15 protein-coding genes are annotated in these 18948 nt (G+C 56.7%); 4 read left to right on the top strand and 11 right to left on the bottom strand.

The genetic code is table 11. From position 1 onward, the window contains the following. Positions 1-82: 82 nt before the first annotated feature. The 3 genes from CU041_RS14525 to CU041_RS14515 all read right to left on the bottom strand — a co-directional run bounded on the left by CU041_RS14525 (position 83) and on the right by CU041_RS14515 (position 3208). Positions 83-2146 carry a methyl-accepting chemotaxis protein gene (locus tag CU041_RS14525; RefSeq protein ID WP_082817710.1) on the bottom strand — a complete coding sequence of 688 codons (2064 nt, stop codon included), beginning with the start codon at positions 2144-2146 and terminating at the stop codon, positions 83-85. A 229-nt stretch (positions 2147-2375) separates the two neighbouring features. After that, entirely contained in the window at positions 2376-2795 is a 420-nt protein-coding gene (locus CU041_RS14520) for a DUF1801 domain-containing protein (RefSeq protein ID WP_101247467.1), read from the bottom strand. Continuing rightward, positions 2795-3208 carry an MAPEG family protein gene (locus CU041_RS14515; protein ID WP_101247466.1) on the bottom strand — a complete coding sequence of 138 codons (414 nt, stop codon included), beginning with the start codon at positions 3206-3208 and terminating at the stop codon, positions 2795-2797. The genes CU041_RS14520 and CU041_RS14515 overlap by 1 nt, the downstream gene beginning before the upstream one ends. 433 nt (positions 3209-3641) lie before the next feature. Here CU041_RS14515 and CU041_RS14510 point away from each other — a divergent pair, with 433 nt between their 5' ends. Further along, complete coding sequence (locus CU041_RS14510) at positions 3642-5234, top strand: lysine--tRNA ligase (protein ID WP_101247465.1); 1593 nt, start codon at positions 3642-3644, stop codon at positions 5232-5234. A 127-nt stretch (positions 5235-5361) separates the two neighbouring features. Here CU041_RS14510 and CU041_RS14505 read toward each other — a convergent pair whose 3' ends face one another. Continuing rightward, a complete protein-coding gene (locus CU041_RS14505) occupies positions 5362-6228 on the bottom strand; it encodes a LysR family transcriptional regulator (protein WP_101247464.1) in 867 nt (288 codons plus the stop codon). 167 nt (positions 6229-6395) lie between these two features. On the opposite strand from CU041_RS14505, the gene CU041_RS14500 reads away from it, so the two are divergent. Beyond that, on the top strand, positions 6396-7157 hold the full coding sequence (locus CU041_RS14500; RefSeq protein WP_101247463.1) for a hypothetical protein: 762 nt from the start codon (positions 6396-6398) through the stop codon (positions 7155-7157). An 82-nt stretch (positions 7158-7239) separates the two neighbouring features. Here the strand turns inward: CU041_RS14500 and CU041_RS14495 are convergent, their stop codons facing one another. Continuing rightward, positions 7240-8295 (bottom strand): hypothetical protein, encoded by a 1056-nt coding sequence (locus CU041_RS14495; protein ID WP_101247462.1) that lies wholly within the window; start codon positions 8293-8295, stop codon positions 7240-7242. 461 nt (positions 8296-8756) lie between these two features. Between CU041_RS14495 and CU041_RS14490 the strand changes: the two genes are divergently transcribed. After that, positions 8757-9347: a TetR/AcrR family transcriptional regulator gene (locus CU041_RS14490; protein ID WP_170310249.1), complete on the top strand. Its 591-nt coding sequence runs from the start codon at positions 8757-8759 to the stop codon at positions 9345-9347. Positions 9348-10005: 658 nt separating this feature from the next. Beyond that, positions 10006-10596 carry a DUF4136 domain-containing protein gene (locus CU041_RS14485; protein WP_068517631.1) on the top strand — a complete coding sequence of 197 codons (591 nt, stop codon included), beginning with the start codon at positions 10006-10008 and terminating at the stop codon, positions 10594-10596. Between the two features lie 109 nt (positions 10597-10705). Here CU041_RS14485 and CU041_RS14480 read toward each other — a convergent pair whose 3' ends face one another. From CU041_RS14480 to CU041_RS14455, 6 genes are all read right to left on the bottom strand, one after another. Next, positions 10706-11581, bottom strand: a complete 876-nt coding sequence (locus CU041_RS14480) for a branched-chain amino acid aminotransferase (RefSeq protein WP_101247460.1) — start codon at positions 11579-11581, stop codon at positions 10706-10708. A 133-nt stretch (positions 11582-11714) separates the two neighbouring features. Beyond that, positions 11715-14921 carry a CHASE domain-containing protein gene (locus tag CU041_RS14475; RefSeq protein ID WP_233433120.1) on the bottom strand — a complete coding sequence of 1069 codons (3207 nt, stop codon included), beginning with the start codon at positions 14919-14921 and terminating at the stop codon, positions 11715-11717. 207 nt (positions 14922-15128) lie between these two features. Further along, the gene (locus CU041_RS14470) at positions 15129-15749 is read right to left on the bottom strand and encodes a S24 family peptidase (protein ID WP_068518747.1); all 621 of its coding nucleotides are present in this window, start codon (positions 15747-15749) and stop codon (positions 15129-15131) included. 69 nt (positions 15750-15818) lie between these two features. After that, positions 15819-17129, bottom strand: a complete 1311-nt coding sequence (locus tag CU041_RS14465) for a four-carbon acid sugar kinase family protein (protein WP_170310248.1) — start codon at positions 17127-17129, stop codon at positions 15819-15821. A 2-nt stretch (positions 17130-17131) separates the two neighbouring features. Further along, positions 17132-18403, bottom strand: coding sequence for a ribulose-bisphosphate carboxylase large subunit family protein (locus CU041_RS14460; protein WP_101247458.1), 1272 nt, complete (start codon positions 18401-18403; stop codon positions 17132-17134). A 3-nt stretch (positions 18404-18406) separates the two neighbouring features. Further along, entirely contained in the window at positions 18407-18946 is a 540-nt protein-coding gene (locus CU041_RS14455; protein ID WP_101247457.1) for a VOC family protein, read from the bottom strand. Between the last annotated feature and the right edge of the window lie 2 nt (positions 18947-18948).

Genomic DNA, 18948 nt, shown 5'->3' with positions numbered 1-18948 from the left:
GGTCTGCGCAAGTGTCGGCACACCAAAACGGGGCGGTCATATGACCGCCCCGTTTCACCACCACTCCCAATTCATTTTATGATTATGCAGCCTGTTTGTTGTGTGTGGTGAGTGTATCGATATGGGCGCGCATCACCGCAAGATGGTCACCATCAAGCGGGAATTGCAGAATGCTGTGTCCGTCTTCATGGCGGGCAACACGGGCATTGATCGGCTGGTTGATGCCATCAATCACCAGTTCGACCACTTCGCCCGGGCGCAGATCCGGTGACGGCGAAATCCGGACATGGGCACAGGAAATTTCCGACAGGGTGATGTTCATCGCCTGTTCGCCAAACGTGATCCTGCCGCCGACATTAATGTCATGGACGCTGTAGGTATCGTCATGAATGTCGGAATTCTGCACCGCAGCCAGGAAAATATCGACCTCGCGGCTCAGAAGGGCAGCTTCTTTGGCGGTGGTTTCCGCAACGGTGTGGACTTCGGAGGCATTGCCGCTGACATCTTCGACCTGACCGCGGATTTCACCCATATTGCCGGCCACCCGTGTCGCGCTTTCCGATACAAAGGTCACGTTGCGCGAAATTTCGCGGGTTGCGGCATTTTGCTGTTCGACGGCCCCGGCGATCCCGGTGACATATTCATCGATGCTTTCGATCACGGCAGCAACATCGCCAATCGCACGGGCCGAACGGTCGGCGACTTCCTGAATGCGGGTGATGCGCTGGGCGATTTCATCGGTGGCGTTTGATGTTTGTTTGGCAAGGGTTTTGACCTCGCCTGCGACCACGGCAAAGCCTTTGCCCATTTCACCGGCACGGGCGGCTTCGATGGTGGCGTTGAGTGACAGCATGCTGGTCTGTTGCGCGATCGAGGTGATCAGGCTGACCACTTCGCCGATTTCGCTTGCCACTTCCTGAAGGTTTTTCATTTCTTCGCGCGAGACTTCGGAATGGCGCACGGCATCACGCGACACATCGGTAAAGTTCGAAACATGGTTCGAAATTTCTTCGATCGATGCCACCATTTCCTCGACCGCGGAACTTAGCGAACTTGCATTGCCCGACGATTGTTCGGCTTCGGTCGCGACCGTCAGGGCCAGGTCATAGGTCCGGCCCGAATTGTCACGCACACCGCTTGCACGGTTTACCATGCTTTCGGAACTGTTGAGGATACGGCCGAAAACCGCACCGATCGAGGACCCGAAGACGCTGACCAGATGGTTGCGTTCATCCTGGCGGCGCATTTGAAGGGCATCGATTTTCTTTTGTTCTTCTTCAAGTTCGCGGGCGCGGATCATGTTGGCCTGGAACACTTTCATTGCATCGCCGATATCGGCAACCTCGTCGCGATACTTGCTGGCCGGGATCGGGGTATCGAGTTTGCCATCAGCCAGCGCACCGAGTGCCGACGTCAGGTTCTTCATCGGGCCGGAAATGCTGCGTCCCAGCAGAACCGACAAGATGATGGCAAGCACGGTCGCCGCACTTGAAAGGATGGCGATCATGGTCTGACCGCGAATTTCATCCTGAAGGGCAACTTCCATCGAGGCACGGGTAAAGGCGGAAACTTCCGAAAGAAGGGCTTCGACTTCGTGATCAAGGACGCTTTGTTCTTCCTCGACCTTGATGACGGCCTGCTCGAACGTGGCGGCGTCATAATTGCCGGTGGTGACCTGATCAAAGATTTCCTCGATATGAAGTTCATAATCGAGATGTTCTTTTTCGATCCGTTCAAGCGCGATCAGGACTTTTTCAAATTCCGTGCGCGCCGCATCACTGAGATCACCGGCCAGGAAATCCTTGACCATCTGATGGGCGGTGGCGATTTCGTCGTCGGTCAGGTGGGCGACTTCGGTGAAATGCGCGCGCACGGACTCAAAGGTTTCGCTTTTGTCATGGGCGGAAATATTGGCGATCCGCAATGCCTTTTCCATCAGGATGGCCTGTTCAAGCTGATGCTGCGTGATTTTTTCCAGAATACCATTCAGCGGCAGGTCGCGATGGGCGACTTCTTCGAGCTCATGCCCGATAACCGACATGGTATAGACACCCACGGCACCCAGAATGCCGATGAACACGACCAGCATTCCAACCAGACTGTAAAGCCGGTGCGAAATACGTAAATTCCTGAAAACGCTTGGCATTGACCTTTATCCCCGATGTAGTTCTATCTGTAAAAGTATAGGAAACTACCCATAGGTATATAATACCATAGAATAGGAATATACCCTCATATGGGGAGGTATTTGTCCGCACTCATACAACCACGCACCGCCATCGCGCGGCACACGGGCGTTTCAGGGGTATTTCAGGCGTTTTTTTTGGGGTGTTTTTTCAGGCTGATTTTTTTTAAACCGGCTGTATGTCGCGCCATCAGGCGCGCTTTTTGCGGTCCAGATGATAGGTCAGCGCCCATCCCAAAAGGGTTCTGATCGCATTTTCAGGAAGCGGCTGATCAAGGGCGAAGATGACCGCGCGATTGCCCGAACAGGTCAGTTCGGGGTGCAAAAGGCTGCGGGCGCGGTCAATCAGGTCGGTTTTGCAATCCAGGAAGATCATCACCTGATCGGGTGTCTTTTCCTTCCAGTCGGCACGAATGGTGGTGCCCGATCCCGATATCGGGCGCCAGGCCGGTTCCCCCCATTTCAGGCTTTCCTCAATCGCACCAACCCCGTCCAGCCCGGCAGCCAGATCATGGATCATGTCGCGGATCCGGCTGATCTTTTCGCGGGCCGGGTCGGGGAAATGCGCGATTTTTGCCGTTATGGCGGGCGATTTTTGGTCAATACCCATCACATGCCAGCAGCCATGGTCAGATTGCCAAATGTCTGAACCAGCAACCAGACACCGCAAATCACCATGGTGGCATGTTGCATCACCATGGCCGGCGGGATCAGCCGTTTGCTTGACCAGTTAAGGGTCCCGATTGCATGCATGATGCGCGCGGCAATCAGAATGATCGCAACCACCCAGATAATGTCAGACGTTGCCAGAACGGCCTCAAGCGCAAGCACAAGCAGGGTGCAAAGCGGTGCATTTTCAATGAAATTGCCATGGGCACGAATGCGCCGGCGCAGGATGCGGTCATCGCCATCACCGGTCGCGATCCCCAGATCACGGCGGCGCAGCGACACAAACAAACTCAGCCCCGTAAGCATCAGGGCGAAAATCGCAACGGTACAGACGGTCACAGGAAGGGGCAGCATTGGCAAATTCCTTGTCTGATGGCACAGGATGCAAAGATCACGTCCCATACAACCATGCATTCGGATTGCTATCAACAAAATGCCGGTATCGGGACGCTGATCACCCCGAAAAGATCGGGGCTTTGCAATGATCTATCGGGGATGTGCGGCAATTATCGGGCAGGTTTGGCAAAGCCGGGCCGATGTGGCTGTAGCGCCCGGGGCCGGGCGGGGTTGGTGCGTGGCAGGGACGGGGCAGGGATGGGGCAAACGGGTTTGCATGAGGTCGCAGGCATGACGAATTCCGCGATTATTTGGCAGCCATGCGCAACAGATGCTTGATCTTGGGCGGTGGTGAGGTATAGCTTCGCGCACGCACGCGATCCGGGTGATCTGCCGTGCATTGGTTTTCCACGTTAATTTAACGATCCAACTCACAAACAAGGTTTCAAAAATGACAGCCGATCTTCGAGATGCCGCACTTAACAGCAACGTCTGGGCTTTTCAGGAAGCCAGCAAGCTGGTCAAGCGGTATAAACAGAAGGCGCCTGAAAAGGGCTATGTCCTTTTTGAAACCGGTTATGGTCCGTCGGGTTTGCCCCATATCGGCACCTTTGGCGAAGTCGCGCGCACAAGCTATGTCCGCCGCGCGTTTGAAACCATGTGCGATATCCCGACCAAGCTTTTCTGCTTTTCCGATGATATGGATGGCCTGCGCAAGGTGCCCGACAATATCCCGAACAAGGACATGGTCGCCCAGCATCTTGGCAAGGCGCTGACATCCGTTCCGGACCCGTTTGGCACCCATGAAAGCTTTGCCCATCATAACAACGCCAAACTGCGCGAATTCCTTGACGGTTTCGGGTTTGAATATGAATTCAAATCTTCGACCGAATGCTATCGTTCGGGCATGTTTGACGATGCATTGCTGCGCGTTCTGGAACGCTATGACGCGATCCAGAAAATCATGCTGCCGACCCTTGGCGAAGAACGCCGTGCGACCTATAGCCCGTTCATGCCGGTCGAACAGGACACCAACAAGGTCCTGATGGCCAAGGTCACCGAACTGAAACCCGAAAGCGGCACCATCGTTTACGAACATCCCGAAACCGGCAAGCTGGTCGAAACCCCGGTCACCGGCGGTCATTGCAAATTGCAGTGGAAGCCCGACTGGGCGATGCGCTGGTATGCGCTGGGTGTGGATTACGAAATGGCCGGCAAGGACCTTATTCCGTCGGTTGAACTTGGCAACAAGATCGTCAAGGCGCTTGGCGGTACCCCGCCGGAAGGCTTCAATTACGAGCTGTTCCTCGATGAAAATGCCCAGAAGATTTCCAAATCCAAGGGCAATGGCCTTTCGGTTGAAGAATGGCTGACCTATGCGCCGGAAGACAGCCTGTCGCTGTTCATGTTCCAGAAGCCGAAAACCGCAAAGCGTCTTTATTTCGATGTCATCCCGAAAACCGTGGATGAATATCTGACCTTTGCCGAGAAGCTCAAAACCGAAACCGATCCGGCCAAAATCCTTCAGAACCCGGCCTGGCACATCCATGCCGGTACGGCCCCGGATCGCGACATTCCGCTGTCGTTTGGCATTTTGCTGAACCTGGTTTCGGTGTGTAACACCGATGACCGTGATCTGCTGTGGAAGTTCATTTCGCGCTATGCCACCGGTGCAACCCCGCAAAGCGCGCCGTATCTCGACAAGCTGGTCGGCTATGCGATCAACTATTATCGCGACTTCGTCAAACCGACGAAGAAATACCGTCCTGCCACCGAGGCCGAGCAAGCAGCCCTTCGCGATCTGCGCGATGCGCTGTCGAAAATCGAACCGGGCACCGATCCGTCAGACATCCAGACCGAAGTCTTCACGGTTGGCAAAAACCACAATTACGAGAACCTGCGTGACTGGTTCAAAACGCTTTATGAAATCCTGCTGGGTCAGGAACAGGGCCCGCGCATGGGCTCCTTCATTGCCCTTTATGGTCTTGAAGAAAGCGTTGCCCTGATCGACCGTGCATTGGCCGGCGAAGATCTGGGGGCCTGATTTCAGGTTGACCGTTACCAAACATGACAAAGGCCCGCATCGTTGTGATGCGGGCCTTTTTGTTTCGGGGCGCTGGTTTGCCGCTTGTTGTTTGTTACCTAATGCCAATTGTTTTCAGGTGTGGCTGTCAACACCGGGCGAATTCGGCGATCAGTTCATTGGTTTCCGGTCTTGATATCTGATGGCGATAGCGCAGGGCGACCACATCGCGCGTGATTTCCATATCGCGGATCGGCAGCGATACCAGATCGTCCCCCGCCGGAATTGCCGTTGCAGGCAAGATCACGGCCCCGGATCCCTGACGGGCCAGTTCAATCAGCCAATCCACCCGATTGGAACGATAGGCCGCATACAGCACATGCCCCTGATCGGCACAAGCGGCATGAAGGGTATCGCGCATTTCGCAATTGGGCCGGTCCAGCATGTTGATACTGGCAAGATCGCCAAGTGAAACGCCATCGCACCGGGCAAGCGGATGATGGGGGGCGACGACAAGTTTATAGTCCTCACGATAGAGAGTATCTATGCGATACAGGGTCGGACTTGCCGGTTGGGCGGTGATGACAATGTCAAATTCACCATCTCGCAGCCCGGAAAACAACCTGTCAGCCGGTGCGATGATCAGTTCGATTTCGGCCTGTGGGATGCGCGTTCTGAACCGTTCGACCGCCCTGGAAACCCAGCTATGGCCGATGGTTTCGCCGATGCCGATGCTGATCGGGACCCTGTCTAATCGCGTATGGCGGATGGCGTCGGCCTTGGCTTCGATCGTTTCGGCAAGAACCCGGGTCAGGCGCGGTTTGACCAGTTTGCCAAGGGGTGTCAGCCGGCACCCGGCCCGATCGCGGATAAACAGAGGACCGCCCAATTCATCTTCAAGCTTTTTGATCGCAGTGGTCAGGGACGGTTGCGACACGTTCGATGCATTTGCCGCATGGGTGAAGTTGCGATGTTCGCATACCGCCAGAAAATAGCGGATCTGGTTCATCTCCATGACTGTCTCCCGGTATTGTCACCTTTGACAGGGTCTTCCGATCAATATCCATAGTCAATGGCTATCGTAAAATAGGGCATCGGAATTGGCGCAAACCCGGCACGTCATGGGACAAGTGTGGCACGGGATATGCCCCGGTTGACCACCAATATTCAGGAGATCTGACCATGAAAGCTGCCATCCTTCCAATCGTTTCGGCTTTGGCCTTTGTTGTGGCCGGTATGCCGGTTCGGGCACAGGAAAATGCCGCCGATCACCGTACCGCCAGCTTTATCGAAATGCCGGCCGCACCCGGTCAGGCCGATGCCTTTGCCGAATTTCTGGCCGATGCCGCGCCACTGGTGAAACAGAGCGAACCGGGAACCGCCCTTTGGTTTGCGCTTAAGGCGCAAGACACACCACAAGACAAGTCACAAGGCAGGCCACAAGACAGGCTGGCAATCTTTGATGTCTTTGTTGATGCATCGGCGCGCGATGCGCATTTTGCCGGTGCTGTGGCCGCGGCGCTCAAAGACAATGCTGACAATCTGGTTGCGGGTGGCTGGGATCGCGGGGTTGTTGCCAATATCCGCAATGCCGACGTGCTTTCGACCAAGGATGCCACCGATCTTTACAGCGCAAAAACCGCAACATTCATCATGATCGAAGCAGCACCGGGGCAAAGTGACCAGCTGGCGGCTCTGTTGCGCGCGGCCGGGCCGATTGTTGCGAAAACCGAACCGGGCACCTTGTTCTGGGCGGGGCTGCAGATCGACAAGACGACCTTTGCCATCTTTGACATTTTCGCTGATGAAGCCGGCCGTGCGGCGCATTTTGACGGGCAGGTTGCGGGACTGCTGATGGAAAAGTCGGGCGATCTTGTCCGGGGTGGCTGGACGGACGGGGTTGTCGCCAATGTCCGGAATTATGACATCCTGGCGATCAAGTGATGCCGCTTTGCCAATCGGGATCACGATATACCAGATAACAAAGGCCCGCTTCATGATGAGGCGGGCCTTTGGTTTGCAATGCCTAACTTGGCGGAAGATAGCGCCGCCAGGCATGGGTTTCGAACGGGGCAAGAATGGTCTGACGGGCCTTTTGCCAGCCAACGCCAAATGCCATGACCAGCCCGCCAATGATAAAGCAGACCAGAACAATGGTGATCGACGGATCGATGGAAACGCCTTCGAACCCGGATTGCAGCAAGTAGCCGACATAGATCAGCGCGCTGATGATCGGGGACCGGCGATCAACAATCAGCGAAAACAGCATGGCAAGAACAATGACCGGCACCATCACCCAGGGCGACGCGTCAAAGGCAATGGCGACCGAATGGATGGTCATCGGTGCGCCCATGACATAAAGCCAGAATGCACATTCCGCCCAGCCATTGATGCGATCGGGATCGCGACTGTCGATGAAAACCCCAAGCCCCAAAAGCAAAAGCCCGGTTGCGGTGATCAGGTAATGCAAATAGCTGCTAATGGCCGGGCCGACGGCGGCGGTCAATGCCGACCACAGGACGCCAAGGATGCCTGCGGCAATCAACGCAAAGGAAACCGGCAACCGGTAACGCAGGAAAAAGCCGACCTGAAAGGCAAAGCCGATCACCGAAACCACAACAAGAACATTGATCGACCGTTTGCCGAAATCAACGACATCATCCAGCCCCGACATTTGATCGGGCGTGCTGGTCAGTGACATATAGATCGCAACCGCATACAGCATGATGGTCACGCCAAGCGATGCCATGATCGCAATCGATGGCAGGGCCGCCTTGAGCTTGCCGGCGATATATTCTGCCAGCACCACGTAACCGGCAATCGCGACAAGCGGTGCCACCCAGAATGTCGGACTTGCGGCAAGCATGCCCCAAAGAATGAACCAGCCGATGCTGAGTGCGACGACGCCAAGGGCGATGAAAATGTCATTCATGCCGCGAAACAGGGTGAATTTCTCGGTCTCGGCGGCTTCGTGCGATTGCGCAATCAGAAAGCTTTCCAGTCTGGCAAAGGATTCTTCGCTGATGACGCCAGCCGCGATGGCGTTCCTGATTTCAGCGATGGAAAATTGTCGGTTTTTCATGGGGCGCGTGGTTCCGTTGTTTTTTAAAGTCCGGACGCCTTGTTGATAGCGTCCAATGCCGACGGGATCAATTTTTACGAAATATCAGAAAAATCGCAATTTCACGTGATGCGGTTCCGCTGTGGTTGCTGTGCGGTTTTGCCACAACGCCGGGTGGGGCCTGGTTTCCCAATCATCGCGAAGGGAACATCGTCGCCGGGGTGCCGTCTCCGGGGGCGTCCTCGGGATGTTCTTTCCGGCACATCGTTTCCGGAGCACCGTGTTCGGAACACCGTGATGGGGGCATCGTTTTTGGGTGCCGTCTTTTGGGCGTGGTTTTCAAAGGCATCGTCTTTGCGGCCGTTTGGGGAGCGCGTCATCGACCAATCCCCGCTGCGTCGCGCAACCGGATGGTCGGCATTGACGATTTTTTATTGATTTCGTGCATAAGTCAGTTAACTGACTTTTATGGGGCGGGATTGATGGCAGGCAAATTGACTTCCTGGGAAAAGCGCCAGAAACTGGCGCGTGCGGCGATGAATGTGATTTGGCGTGACGGGTATCACGCCGCCACCATCCAGGCCGTCGCCGACGAGGCGGGCCTGCCAGCCGGGGGCGTGTTTTATCGTTTTCCCAAAAAGCACGATCTTGCCCAGGCCGCCCTTGAAACCATGGAAAACGAGTTCACGCCGCTTTTGGCCAGCATCGCGCCCAATGGCACGGTGCGCCAACGGCTGTCGATCTTTTTTGACTATTTGGACGCGATGACCCCACGCCGGGTCAGCCATGGCTGCCCGCTGGCAAGATTGATGCTTGATCTTCCGGCTGACGGGGCCTTTGACCCGGCGCGTCAGACCGGGCAGGCGGTATTTGACGGTTTGATCAATTGGGTCGCCGGGCAACTCGCCAAGGCCGGTTTGGCCGATGAACGCGCAAGGACCGAAGGCCGCCGGATGATCCTGCGCTGGCAGGGGGCGATCATCCTTGCCCATTCCATGGCCGACCGCGCGATCCTTGATGATGAAATCCGTGACCTGCGCGATACCGCCAACCGGCTGATCGACGGGGCGTAAATGGGCAGGTAAACGCGGCAGGTTACTGTTGAAGGATACCGACTGCCGGGGGCGTAGTGCTGCGGAGCATCAGCGCCACGGGACCTTGGCACCACCGCACCACCGCACCACCGCACCTCAGCAGCACAGCACCGCAACGCAACGCCGCAGCGTCTCCATCCCCTGAGCCAAGACGGCGAAGTGGCCGGGGATGGCCTGCACAGCACACCGGGCGGCTACAGCCGGTTGGATCCCGCGCACCGATTATGTCGGATTCCCAAGCCCAAGCTCACGTCCACGCTCAAAGCTCGCCGTCGGAAGCGCGAAGCCAGAAGTTTGAAACCCCACGCTCCACGCCCAAAGCCTCACGCCCCACGCCTCACGCCCCACGCCCCACGCCCCACGCCCCACGCCCCACGCCCCAAGCGTGCGCCCGTATGGCCGGATCAGGCAAGTTCTCTATGACTGCGCCTGTCGCCCGGCTTGCCGATTGGCATCAAGCCCGGGCGATGGCAGGGCTGTTGGGCGGGCGCGTTGAAGCGGGCGCAATTGATCGAAAAACACATACTGTCAGCATGCGCTTACCATTATTTTGGCAATTTATGATGGTGTAATTCCTGTTGTGAAACGTCATAGTAAGTAGCCAGAAAAGGCCGCAACAGGACAAAGGATACGGGACATGACAAAGATGAAACTTGTCATCGCGGGCGTGATGGCCCTGATGCTTTCGGCATGTGCCGCAAGTGGTCCGCGGATTTATACCGATGTTGATCCGGCTGCCGATTTCAGCCAGTTCCGCACATTCGCCTTCATGGAAGAAGCGGGCAAAAACGCCGAGGCCCAGTATCAGACCCTATCGGGGCAGCGGATCGAGGATGCGATCAGCACCGCCCTTGAGGCGCGCGGTTATCGGGTGGATATTCACAATCCCGATATCCTGATCAACTTCCATCTCAAAACCCAGGAAAAAACCCGAAGCTCCCCGCCGGTTTATGTTGGCGGGTATTACGGATATCGCAGCGGCATGTATGTCGGCTGGCCGGGCTATGTCGAGCCAGGCTATGTCGATACCTATACCGAGGGCACGCTGACGGTTGATATGGTCAATCGCCGTACCAATCAGATGGTCTGGGAAGGCACGGCTGTTGCGCGCGTCACAAGTTCGGTGCGCGAAGCCCCGAACGAAACGGTGCGCAACGCCGTGGCATCGATCTTTGCGCAATATCCCTATGTCGCGGGCAGTGGCGTTGCCGTGCCACCGGTACAGTAATCCAACTGTTCGCCGACAAATTTCCAAGAAGAACCACCAAACAGAAAAGGGCCGGAAAACCGGCCCTTTTTTTGTCGATACCGCCTTGTGGTTAGTCGGCGCTTGATGATCAGTCAGCACTGGCGGCGGTAAAGGCCATGTAAAGGTCCTGGGCGCGCCGCGTGATCGGGCCAGGTTGCAGGTTGCGATCATCAAGTTTGACGCATGGTGCGACCTTGTAATAGTTGCCGGTGCCAAAGATTTCGTCGGCGGCTTCGAGTTCCTCGTATTTGCAGGTTTTCTCGACCACCTCGACGCCGTCTTCACGCAAAAGCGTGATCACGCGCTGGCGGGTCAGACCATTGAGGAACGTACCATTGATCGCCGGGGTATAAACCGTGCCATTCTTGGCAAAGAACAGGTTGGCATAGGAAAATTCCGCAACATTACCAATCGGATCAAGCATCACGCCGGTGTCAAAACCGGCATCGGTGGCCTCGGTCACAGCGCGGCCGACGTTCGGATAAAGACAGGCGGCCTTTGCCTCGGTCGGTGCACTTTCGGGTGACGGGCGGCGGAAGCTTGATTTGCGCGCGGTAAAGCCGGTTTCGATGGCGGCCGGGATTTCGGATACCGAAATGCACAGAACGAATTGTGCGCTATCAGGGTTCGGGGCCAGGAACCCGTCGCCACCATAGACAATCGGCTTGATATAAAGGGCCAGTTCCGGATCAAATTTCTGAACGCCGTCCTTGACCAGGGCAACGATTTCATCGGTGGTGATCGACGGTTTAAGCCCCATCAACTGCGCCGAACGCAGCACACGCGCACAATGCGGATAAAGATCGGGCATCTTGCCATTCATGCGGCGCGCCCCGTCAAACACGGTCGATGCCATCCACACACCATGGGTCTGCGGCCCCATGATGTTGGGGTTACCTTCGTACCATTCGCCGTTATACCAGGTCCAGGTGGTGGGGGTGCTGTCTGTGGTGGCGTGACCCATTCTTGTACTCCTGATTATTCTTGGTGGGAGCCGGGGACTGGCCCGGCTTTGCCTGTGGGGCGGTCAAATCCGGGCGTCAGAATAGGGTTTTTGCCCAAGGCGGGTCAAAGAAAACCTTGCGTGCGAATGGCTGCTATTCGTCTTGTGAGGACAGTGCTTCCCGGCGGCGGATCAGCATTCGGCTTTCGAGGCGCATCAGTTCGCGGTTGATTGCCTTGATATCAAGCGGTTTGGTGCAGTGGGCGTCAAAGCCCGCTGCCCGGAATGTCGCCAGATTGTCGTTGGAAATATCGGCCGTCAGCGCAAGGATCGGGATGGTTGCCTTGACCGGGTCTTCAAAGGCCCGGACCTGGCGGGTGGCTTCGACACCGTCAAGAACGGGCATGTGAATGTCCATCAGGACCGCGTCAAAATCATCTTGTGCCAGTTTTTCAAGCGCATCCTGCCCGTTGGCGGCCGGGGTGATGGTGTGGCCCTGCTGTTCAAGGAGCTTCTGGGCCAGAATGCGGTTGATTTCGATATCTTCAACCAGAAGCAGGTTCCAGCCGATCACGCGTTCCTTGTCCTGACCGTCAATATCCTGATCTTCGGTTTTTTCGATGGCGGCGACCGCCTCGGCCGAGCTGCGCGGAAGCGTCAGTTCGAACCAGAATTCACTGCCGCGGCCTTCGATACTTTCGGCTTTGATCTTGCCACCCATGGCCTTGACCATGCGCTGGCAAATCGCCAGTCCAAGCCCCGTGCCGCCATAGCGCCGCGAGGTCGATGTATCGACCTGGGCGAAGGCTTCGAAAATGGTTTCAAGCTTGTTTGACGGAATGCCGATGCCTTCATCACGCACGGAAATGCGGAATGACAATTCATCATCGGTCACCGATTTCGGGGTCACGGTCAGATGGATGTTGCCGAACTTGGTGAATTTGATGGCGTTGGAAACAAGGTTGGTCAGAACCTGTTTGAAGCGGACCGGATCGCCAATCACCCAGCGCGGAATGTCTGCGGGGATTTCCAGATGCAGCTGGTTTTCCTGTGCCCGTGCCGGGACAAGCATCATCGAGGTGACTTCTTCGCAAATCCGGTGCAGATCAAAGGGCACTTCTTCAAGAATAAGACGCCCGGCCTCGATCTTGGAGATATCAAGAATATCACCGATCAGCGACAGCACATGCCGCCCGGCCCCGCGAATGGTTGCCAGATAATCACGCAGCGTATCGACCGAGAAATCCTTGTCGAGATTGTCACTGGCAAGCTGGGTATAGCCAAGGATAGAGGTCATCGGCGATCTGAATTCGTGGCTCATATGGGCGATGAATTCGGATTTTGCCCGGTCGGCCTGCTGTGCCTGGTTCATGGCCCGTTCGGCGGCCTCGCGGGCGTCTTCAAGTTCCTTGGTGCGGCGTGCGACCAGATCAACGACATATTTTTCCGTGCGGTTGAGCGAGCGCAGATAAATCAGCAACAGGATGCTGACCATGCTGCCAAAGACAAAGATCGCCCAGGGCTGCCAGTAATACAGGCTGGCAAATCCGCTATGGGACGGATGCAGGACAATCGTCCAGTCGCGATAGCCGAATGTGAAGTTCGAGACATTCGGATTGAACGGGGTTTTCAGTTCCGAGCGGATATGCTCCGCGGCGTAATCGGGCTTACGGTTGGTATAGATCAGCTGATCGTCGCCTTCGGATTTCAGGTCAGCCAGATGAATTTCAAAACCAAGCGGGATGCGTGCAACCCGGGCCGCGCGGGTGATCATATCGGTCAGGCGCAATACCCCAATCGCCAGCCCAAGCGCCGGGCCATTGGGGTTGCGGCGGTTTTCCACCGACAGGAATGCAAGCGATGTGACAACCGCCGATGACGATTGCACCAGCCGGACCGGTTCGGTCAGGGTGACATTGCCGGTATGAAGGGCGGTTTCAAGCGCGCGCCGGCGGGTCGGTTCGCTGGCAAGATCAAACCCGACGGCGGCTTCGTTGCCCGAACGCGGAAAAACAAAGAATATCGGGTAATAACCGTCGCGCTGTGCGGCAGGTTGCATTTCGCCGTCAACTTTTTCGCGAATGGCAAAATTTTCAACCCCGCGCAGTGCCGCGTTTTCTTCGATCAGGGCGCGTGCCCGGCCTTCGATAAACGGCGCCCATTCAAGGGCGGCTACACCCGGACGGCGATTGATCCAGGGCGCGATCATCGCATCAAAGGTATTGGCAGACACACTGCCATGCACATCAAACAGCGTCTTGACCGCAATCAGCGCATCGGTCGCCCGGCCCAGTTCCTCGCGCAGGGATGCTTCAAATGCCAGACGGTATTGTTCGGTCGAAATGCGATCGGCTGTGACAAGCTGGTTATAGGTGTACCAGGATGCCAGACCCGAAACGCCAAAACCGATCACCCCGATCACCACCGACAGGGTGCGGCGCATGCGATGCACATCATCAGACAGCCGCCCGTCACGGGCCCGGGTGGTGACCGATGATATTCGCTCCATCCCCCCGGCAAGGAACAGGGTGCCAACCGAGATCGCAATCACATAGCCATACAGATTGCGCAGCCCGGCATTGATGCCCACCGCGGCAAAGGTGTTGTTGCCCAAGGCGGCAAAAACGATGATATCAGCGACAATGATCGCATTGATCAATGTCGCGCCCAGCAACCCGAACCGGGTCGCACCCCAGATGACAAAGGGCAGGGAGACAAAGATAAACAGAAATTCCGGCTTGGAAATCAGCGGCGTGGTCTGAACCGCAGAGGCAATGACAATGGACGCGATACAGATCAGCGCCAATTCCCCGTATTGCGACATTGAGCGTGGCGATGTCCGCCACTGCATCAAACGCATGACAAGTGGCCCGACAACAATCGCCCCAACCAGATCGCCCAGGAACCAGCCCTGCCAGATATCGGTGAATTTGTTGAAATCGCCAATGACCACAAGGCTGAGCGATGTGGTGCCAAGCAATGCCGACAAGGCCGGGCTGCACAGCCCGCCAAGCACAAGGAACACCACCATCTTGCGGAACTGGTCAAGCGGATAGTTGCCGCAAATCTGGCGAATGATCAGCGCCGGACCAAGGGCGGCAAGCGTATTGCCCGCGGCAATCAGAATTGAAACGGTCACTGACGGCGACGTTGCCAGATTGACCAGAAGGGCACCGATAAACACCGCAGGCGCATAGCGCCAGCCCCAGACAATCAATGCGGCAAGCGCGATGCCCGATGGCGGCCAGACAAGCGTGACACTGCTGCCAAAGAATGGCAGTTGCAAACCGGCATAGCCTGTCAGGAAATAGCCAAGTGCAATCACCAAGGTGCGTAAAATATACTGGCGTTGCAGCGTCAAACGATGTTCCTTTTCCCCATAAGGGGCACGTATGTGTGCCTTTTGCCATAATGTAAGGACGTGCAACGCGAATTTGAAGACGACCTTTGTGTAATCAAAGGTCTTTTTCCTGCAACCATGTGGTGCGGATCACGCAAAAGAGACCAAACCCGGCGTTTGACGTGACCCCGCCAAACATCCGGGACGGACATATCGGGAAAGCCGGCTCTACTGGCTGCACCATAAAACACGCGCCACCCAGTCAATCTGATCAGCCGGGACAAAACGGTCCTCATAGGCGGGATTGAATGATTTCAACTCAACGCCAAGTGCGCCGCGCCGTACCAGTTCCTTGGCCATGACTTCGCCTTCGATCGTTTTGACAACCACGCGGTCATGGGGGCGGATATTTGATGCCGGGCTGACAATGATCAGATCGCCGTCACGGAAAACCGGGGCCATTGAATCACCTGAAATGCGAAGGCCATAGGCCGTCGGATCATGCAGGGCCGGAAAGGTGATATCTTCCCACGATCCGCCAACCGGATAACCGGCATCGTCAAAAAATCCCTGATTTCCGGCCTGGGCAAAGCCGATCACCGGAATGCGTCCGGCCCCATTGCCATCGACCAGTTCGGAGAATTCGCGAAAACTGACATCGGTGACCGACAGTACCTTGGAAATGCTTTCGGTCGACGGCCAACGCGCCTTGCCTTGCGATGTGGTGCGTTTGGACCGGTTGAATGTGGTCGGGTCAAGCTGCGCCAGTCGCGCCAGTCCCGACGGGGTCAAACCGTGGTCTTCGGCAATCTGGTCAAGGGCGGCCCATATTTGTTGATGTCGGATCATGGCCCATCCTAACAGGGGATCAGCATCGCGTCGAAGGAATTTATTCCTGATTTCACGGGCGTTTCGCGGCTAGGCGCGGGCGGTGGCAAGACCGGCGACATTATCAAAAAGACCGGGTTTTCCCATCTGTCCGCCTTTGAGCAGCATGGGCAGCTGATCAAGGTTTTTCTGATCGGCATGGGCGCGGATAATCGGTGCGCCGGCATCGAAATCCGCCACAAAGGACAGGCTTTCAATACCCAGTGCCTGTACCGCCAGGCTTGATGTATCGCCCCCGGCAATCAGCAAAAATCCAAGCGATACCGACCGGCTGATATCGGCAATGAACTGTGCGCTGGCACGGGCAAGATCGTGGCTGCTGATCTGGTGGTTGCGATCATCGGACACCGCAACCAAAAGGTTCTTGCCAGCTTCAAGGATCGACAGGCAGTCGGTCCGGGCGCGATTGCGGGCATCGCGGTCCCCAAGATCGGATGGCGATATTTCGATCTTTTCATATCTGGTGGCCAAAGCGACTTGTTCGGCGGTCAGGGGCGATCGGCTTCCGGCAAAGGCAAAGACCGGGCCATCGCGGCGAAGCGCCCTGGTCGACGGTGGTGTCGGGGCAAAGGACGGGAAAAGAGCCTGTGCGACACTGCTCGCACCAATGCACAGGATCACCTCGGACCGGGCGATGTCACGCAGGGCTTCGCCAATGGTCAGAAGATCGTTTTCAGTGGTGACATCAAACAGGGTTTCGGTTTCCCCGTCGGCGATGCGGCGTCTGATTTCGGCAATCAAGGCCACGCGCCCCTGCGCGATGATGGTGAAATCAATCAGCCCGACTTTTGCCCAGCCCTGATTGGCCAGATGGCGTGGCAAATCGGCTTCGCGCATCGGGGTGACCGGGTGGTTCGCCATCACCGGATGGCGGTCGATGCGGTGGATCTGTCCCGATCCCATGGCGGCAAACAGGTTGCCCAAAAAGCAATAACGTCTGAGTGACGGCTGCCCGCCAATGATTGCCTTCCAGCTTGCCCCGACCGATTGCGCATAGCGATCGGCAATGGCCGCGATATTGCCGGTTTCGGGCGCACTGTCAAAGGTCGAGCAGATCTTGAAATGATAGAGGCCGCAATCGGCTTTTGCCAACTGACCGGCAAGTTCGCCGATGGTGGCAACGCCGTCTTCGACCCCCATAGCACGAAGCGACGTTGCAACACCAAAGGCATCAAGGCTGTCCGGGTCAGAACCCGACGACCCGTGACCATCATCGTTTTTGTGGTCAGACATATCGGGCGCATTCAGATACAGACGCGCAGAAAGCCCCGCACGGGCAAGCGTTGCCAGCGTATCGGACGCCCCGGTAAAATCATCGGCACAGAAAACGAGTTTGGTCATTGTCAGCCTCGTGCCCCGTAAAATGCCAGTGCTTCTGACAGGGCCGGGTTGGTTTTGGCATGTTGTTCGAGGCTGATACCGGCTTCGCAGGCTTCCCATGCCTGACGCAGGCTGGTGATGCCAGCCGCCGGGCCGGACGGATGGGCAAGAATGCCGCCGCCGGCCAGGAACATGAAATCGGCCGACCCGACGGCCTTGTATGTGGCTGGAACGGTGCCAGCCCACTGACCTGATGAAAAGACCGGAAGAACACGGTCTTCATCGCCGTTGCCAGCGGCAAGCGGTTCGCCGCACAACTGGGCCGAAGATGCGACTTCGCTGTCCTCGTCAAAGAATTTGCCGCCCATGCCATGGACATGCATGTGGTCCATCCCGGTCAGACGATACAGCGTCTGATAGGCCGGAAACGCCGTGCCGATCATCGGATGACGCGACAATGCGCCAAACCCGTTGCGATGGCCATGCAGGACAAGGCTTGTTGATTTGCGAAGGGTCTGAAGGGCCGAAAGACCGGCCCAGTTCATGCTGACCATGGCGCATGATCCGCCTTCTTTTTCAATCAGGTCGGCATGGCGGCGCATGGCATCGGTTTCATCGGTGATGTTAAAGGCGATCATCACATCGCGACCGGTACGGTCCCGATACCGGCGCACCCGGTCCATGACGGCGGGAATGCGTTCCGCAAGCGGCGCCGATGCCGGATTGGCGCAAACTTCGTCATCCTTGATGAAATCCACACCGGCTTCGCAAAGCTGATCGACCAGATTGGCGATATCGTCACTGCGCAGGCCGACATTCGGCTTGATGATGGTGCCAAAGAACGGGCGGTCCTGCACATTCATGCGATCGCGCGTGCCCTTGGTCCCGGCAACCGGATAATCATATAGATCGCGATAGGCCTTGGGCACTGTGACATCAATCAGTTTAAGCCCGGTAACTTCGCCCAGATCATAAAGATTGCCCGACACCGTTGCTGCGAGTGTCGCAAGGTTATGACCGATATTGCCGGTCGGGAACCCAATGCGGATTTCAGCCCGGCGATACGGGCCGGTGACGCCACGTTCTGCCAGATAGGCGCTATGCAGGCTGGGATGATTGACCGGGGTCAGTTCGCGGATCGACAACACGCGTGCCGCACAGCGTTCGCGCAATTCATCGGTTTCACCAGCCACGCGCACGAATGTCCCGCTGCTTTGTTCGCCAGCCATGATGGTGGCGATCTTTTCAGGGTCCATCGGCGTTTCGATAAGATAGCGGGCTTCGATCAAATCCATGGCTCAGATTTCCGAAAGCGACGGGAAAGGACGGATCGGATCGGAGCCATCCCAGTCAATCGAGGCTTCGTAGATCGACTTGAACAGGCGGCCTTTCGGGCCGACCACCTCGGACAGTTCGATCACGGTGCCCGGATGCATTTCCTTGTCGAAATAGACAAAGCGACCATTGTCACCGACCTTGCCGCTCATTTTGACGTTGAAGCCCTTGCTTTCCATCAGGGCAAGGTCGTCATCAAACTTTTCGGTCCAGTAGGCAACATGTTGCAGACCGGTGTGACCGGCTTGCAGAAAGTCGCGATACATGGACGGTGCGTCATTGCGGGTCTGGATCAGTTCGACCTGGACATAGCCGGAATTGGCAAGTGCGACCGAGTTGTGAACATCATGGGACTTGCCGTCATACTGATAATCCTCGATCGGCACGCGCGGGTTATAATACCAGGGGCCGACACCCATGGTCGTCGACCAGTATTCCATGGCCGCTTCGATATCGGGTACGACATAACCGAGCTGGCGAATTTCGCCGAGAAATCTGCTCATGT

Origin of the sequence: Thalassospira povalilytica (genome assembly GCF_002844235.1) — a bacterium.
GTDB lineage: Bacteria > Pseudomonadota > Alphaproteobacteria > Rhodospirillales > Thalassospiraceae > Thalassospira > Thalassospira povalilytica.
Note: the sequence above shows the minus strand (reverse complement) of the source record. Positions and strands in the feature narration are given on the sequence as shown.

Coding starts and splice junctions, on each gene's coding strand:
- CU041_RS14490 (WP_170310249.1), top strand. CDS start 8,757: ATGGCAGGCAAATTGACTTCCTGGGAAAAGCGCCAGAAACTGGCGCGT.
- CU041_RS14525 (WP_082817710.1), bottom strand. CDS start 2,146: ATGCCAAGCGTTTTCAGGAATTTACGTATTTCGCACCGGCTTTACAGT.
- CU041_RS14500 (WP_101247463.1), top strand. CDS start 6,396: ATGAAAGCTGCCATCCTTCCAATCGTTTCGGCTTTGGCCTTTGTTGTG.
- CU041_RS14455 (WP_101247457.1), bottom strand. CDS start 18,946: ATGAGCAGATTTCTCGGCGAAATTCGCCAGCTCGGTTATGTCGTACCC.
- CU041_RS14480 (WP_101247460.1), bottom strand. CDS start 11,581: ATGGGTCACGCCACCACAGACAGCACCCCCACCACCTGGACCTGGTAT.
- CU041_RS14485 (WP_068517631.1), top strand. CDS start 10,006: ATGACAAAGATGAAACTTGTCATCGCGGGCGTGATGGCCCTGATGCTT.
- CU041_RS14515 (WP_101247466.1), bottom strand. CDS start 3,208: ATGCTGCCCCTTCCTGTGACCGTCTGTACCGTTGCGATTTTCGCCCTG.
- CU041_RS14465 (WP_170310248.1), bottom strand. CDS start 17,129: ATGACCAAACTCGTTTTCTGTGCCGATGATTTTACCGGGGCGTCCGAT.
- CU041_RS14495 (WP_101247462.1), bottom strand. CDS start 8,295: ATGAAAAACCGACAATTTTCCATCGCTGAAATCAGGAACGCCATCGCG.
- CU041_RS14510 (WP_101247465.1), top strand. CDS start 3,642: ATGACAGCCGATCTTCGAGATGCCGCACTTAACAGCAACGTCTGGGCT.
- CU041_RS14520 (WP_101247467.1), bottom strand. CDS start 2,795: ATGGGTATTGACCAAAAATCGCCCGCCATAACGGCAAAAATCGCGCAT.
- CU041_RS14460 (WP_101247458.1), bottom strand. CDS start 18,403: ATGGATTTGATCGAAGCCCGCTATCTTATCGAAACGCCGATGGACCCT.
- CU041_RS14505 (WP_101247464.1), bottom strand. CDS start 6,228: ATGGAGATGAACCAGATCCGCTATTTTCTGGCGGTATGCGAACATCGC.
- CU041_RS14470 (WP_068518747.1), bottom strand. CDS start 15,749: ATGATCCGACATCAACAAATATGGGCCGCCCTTGACCAGATTGCCGAA.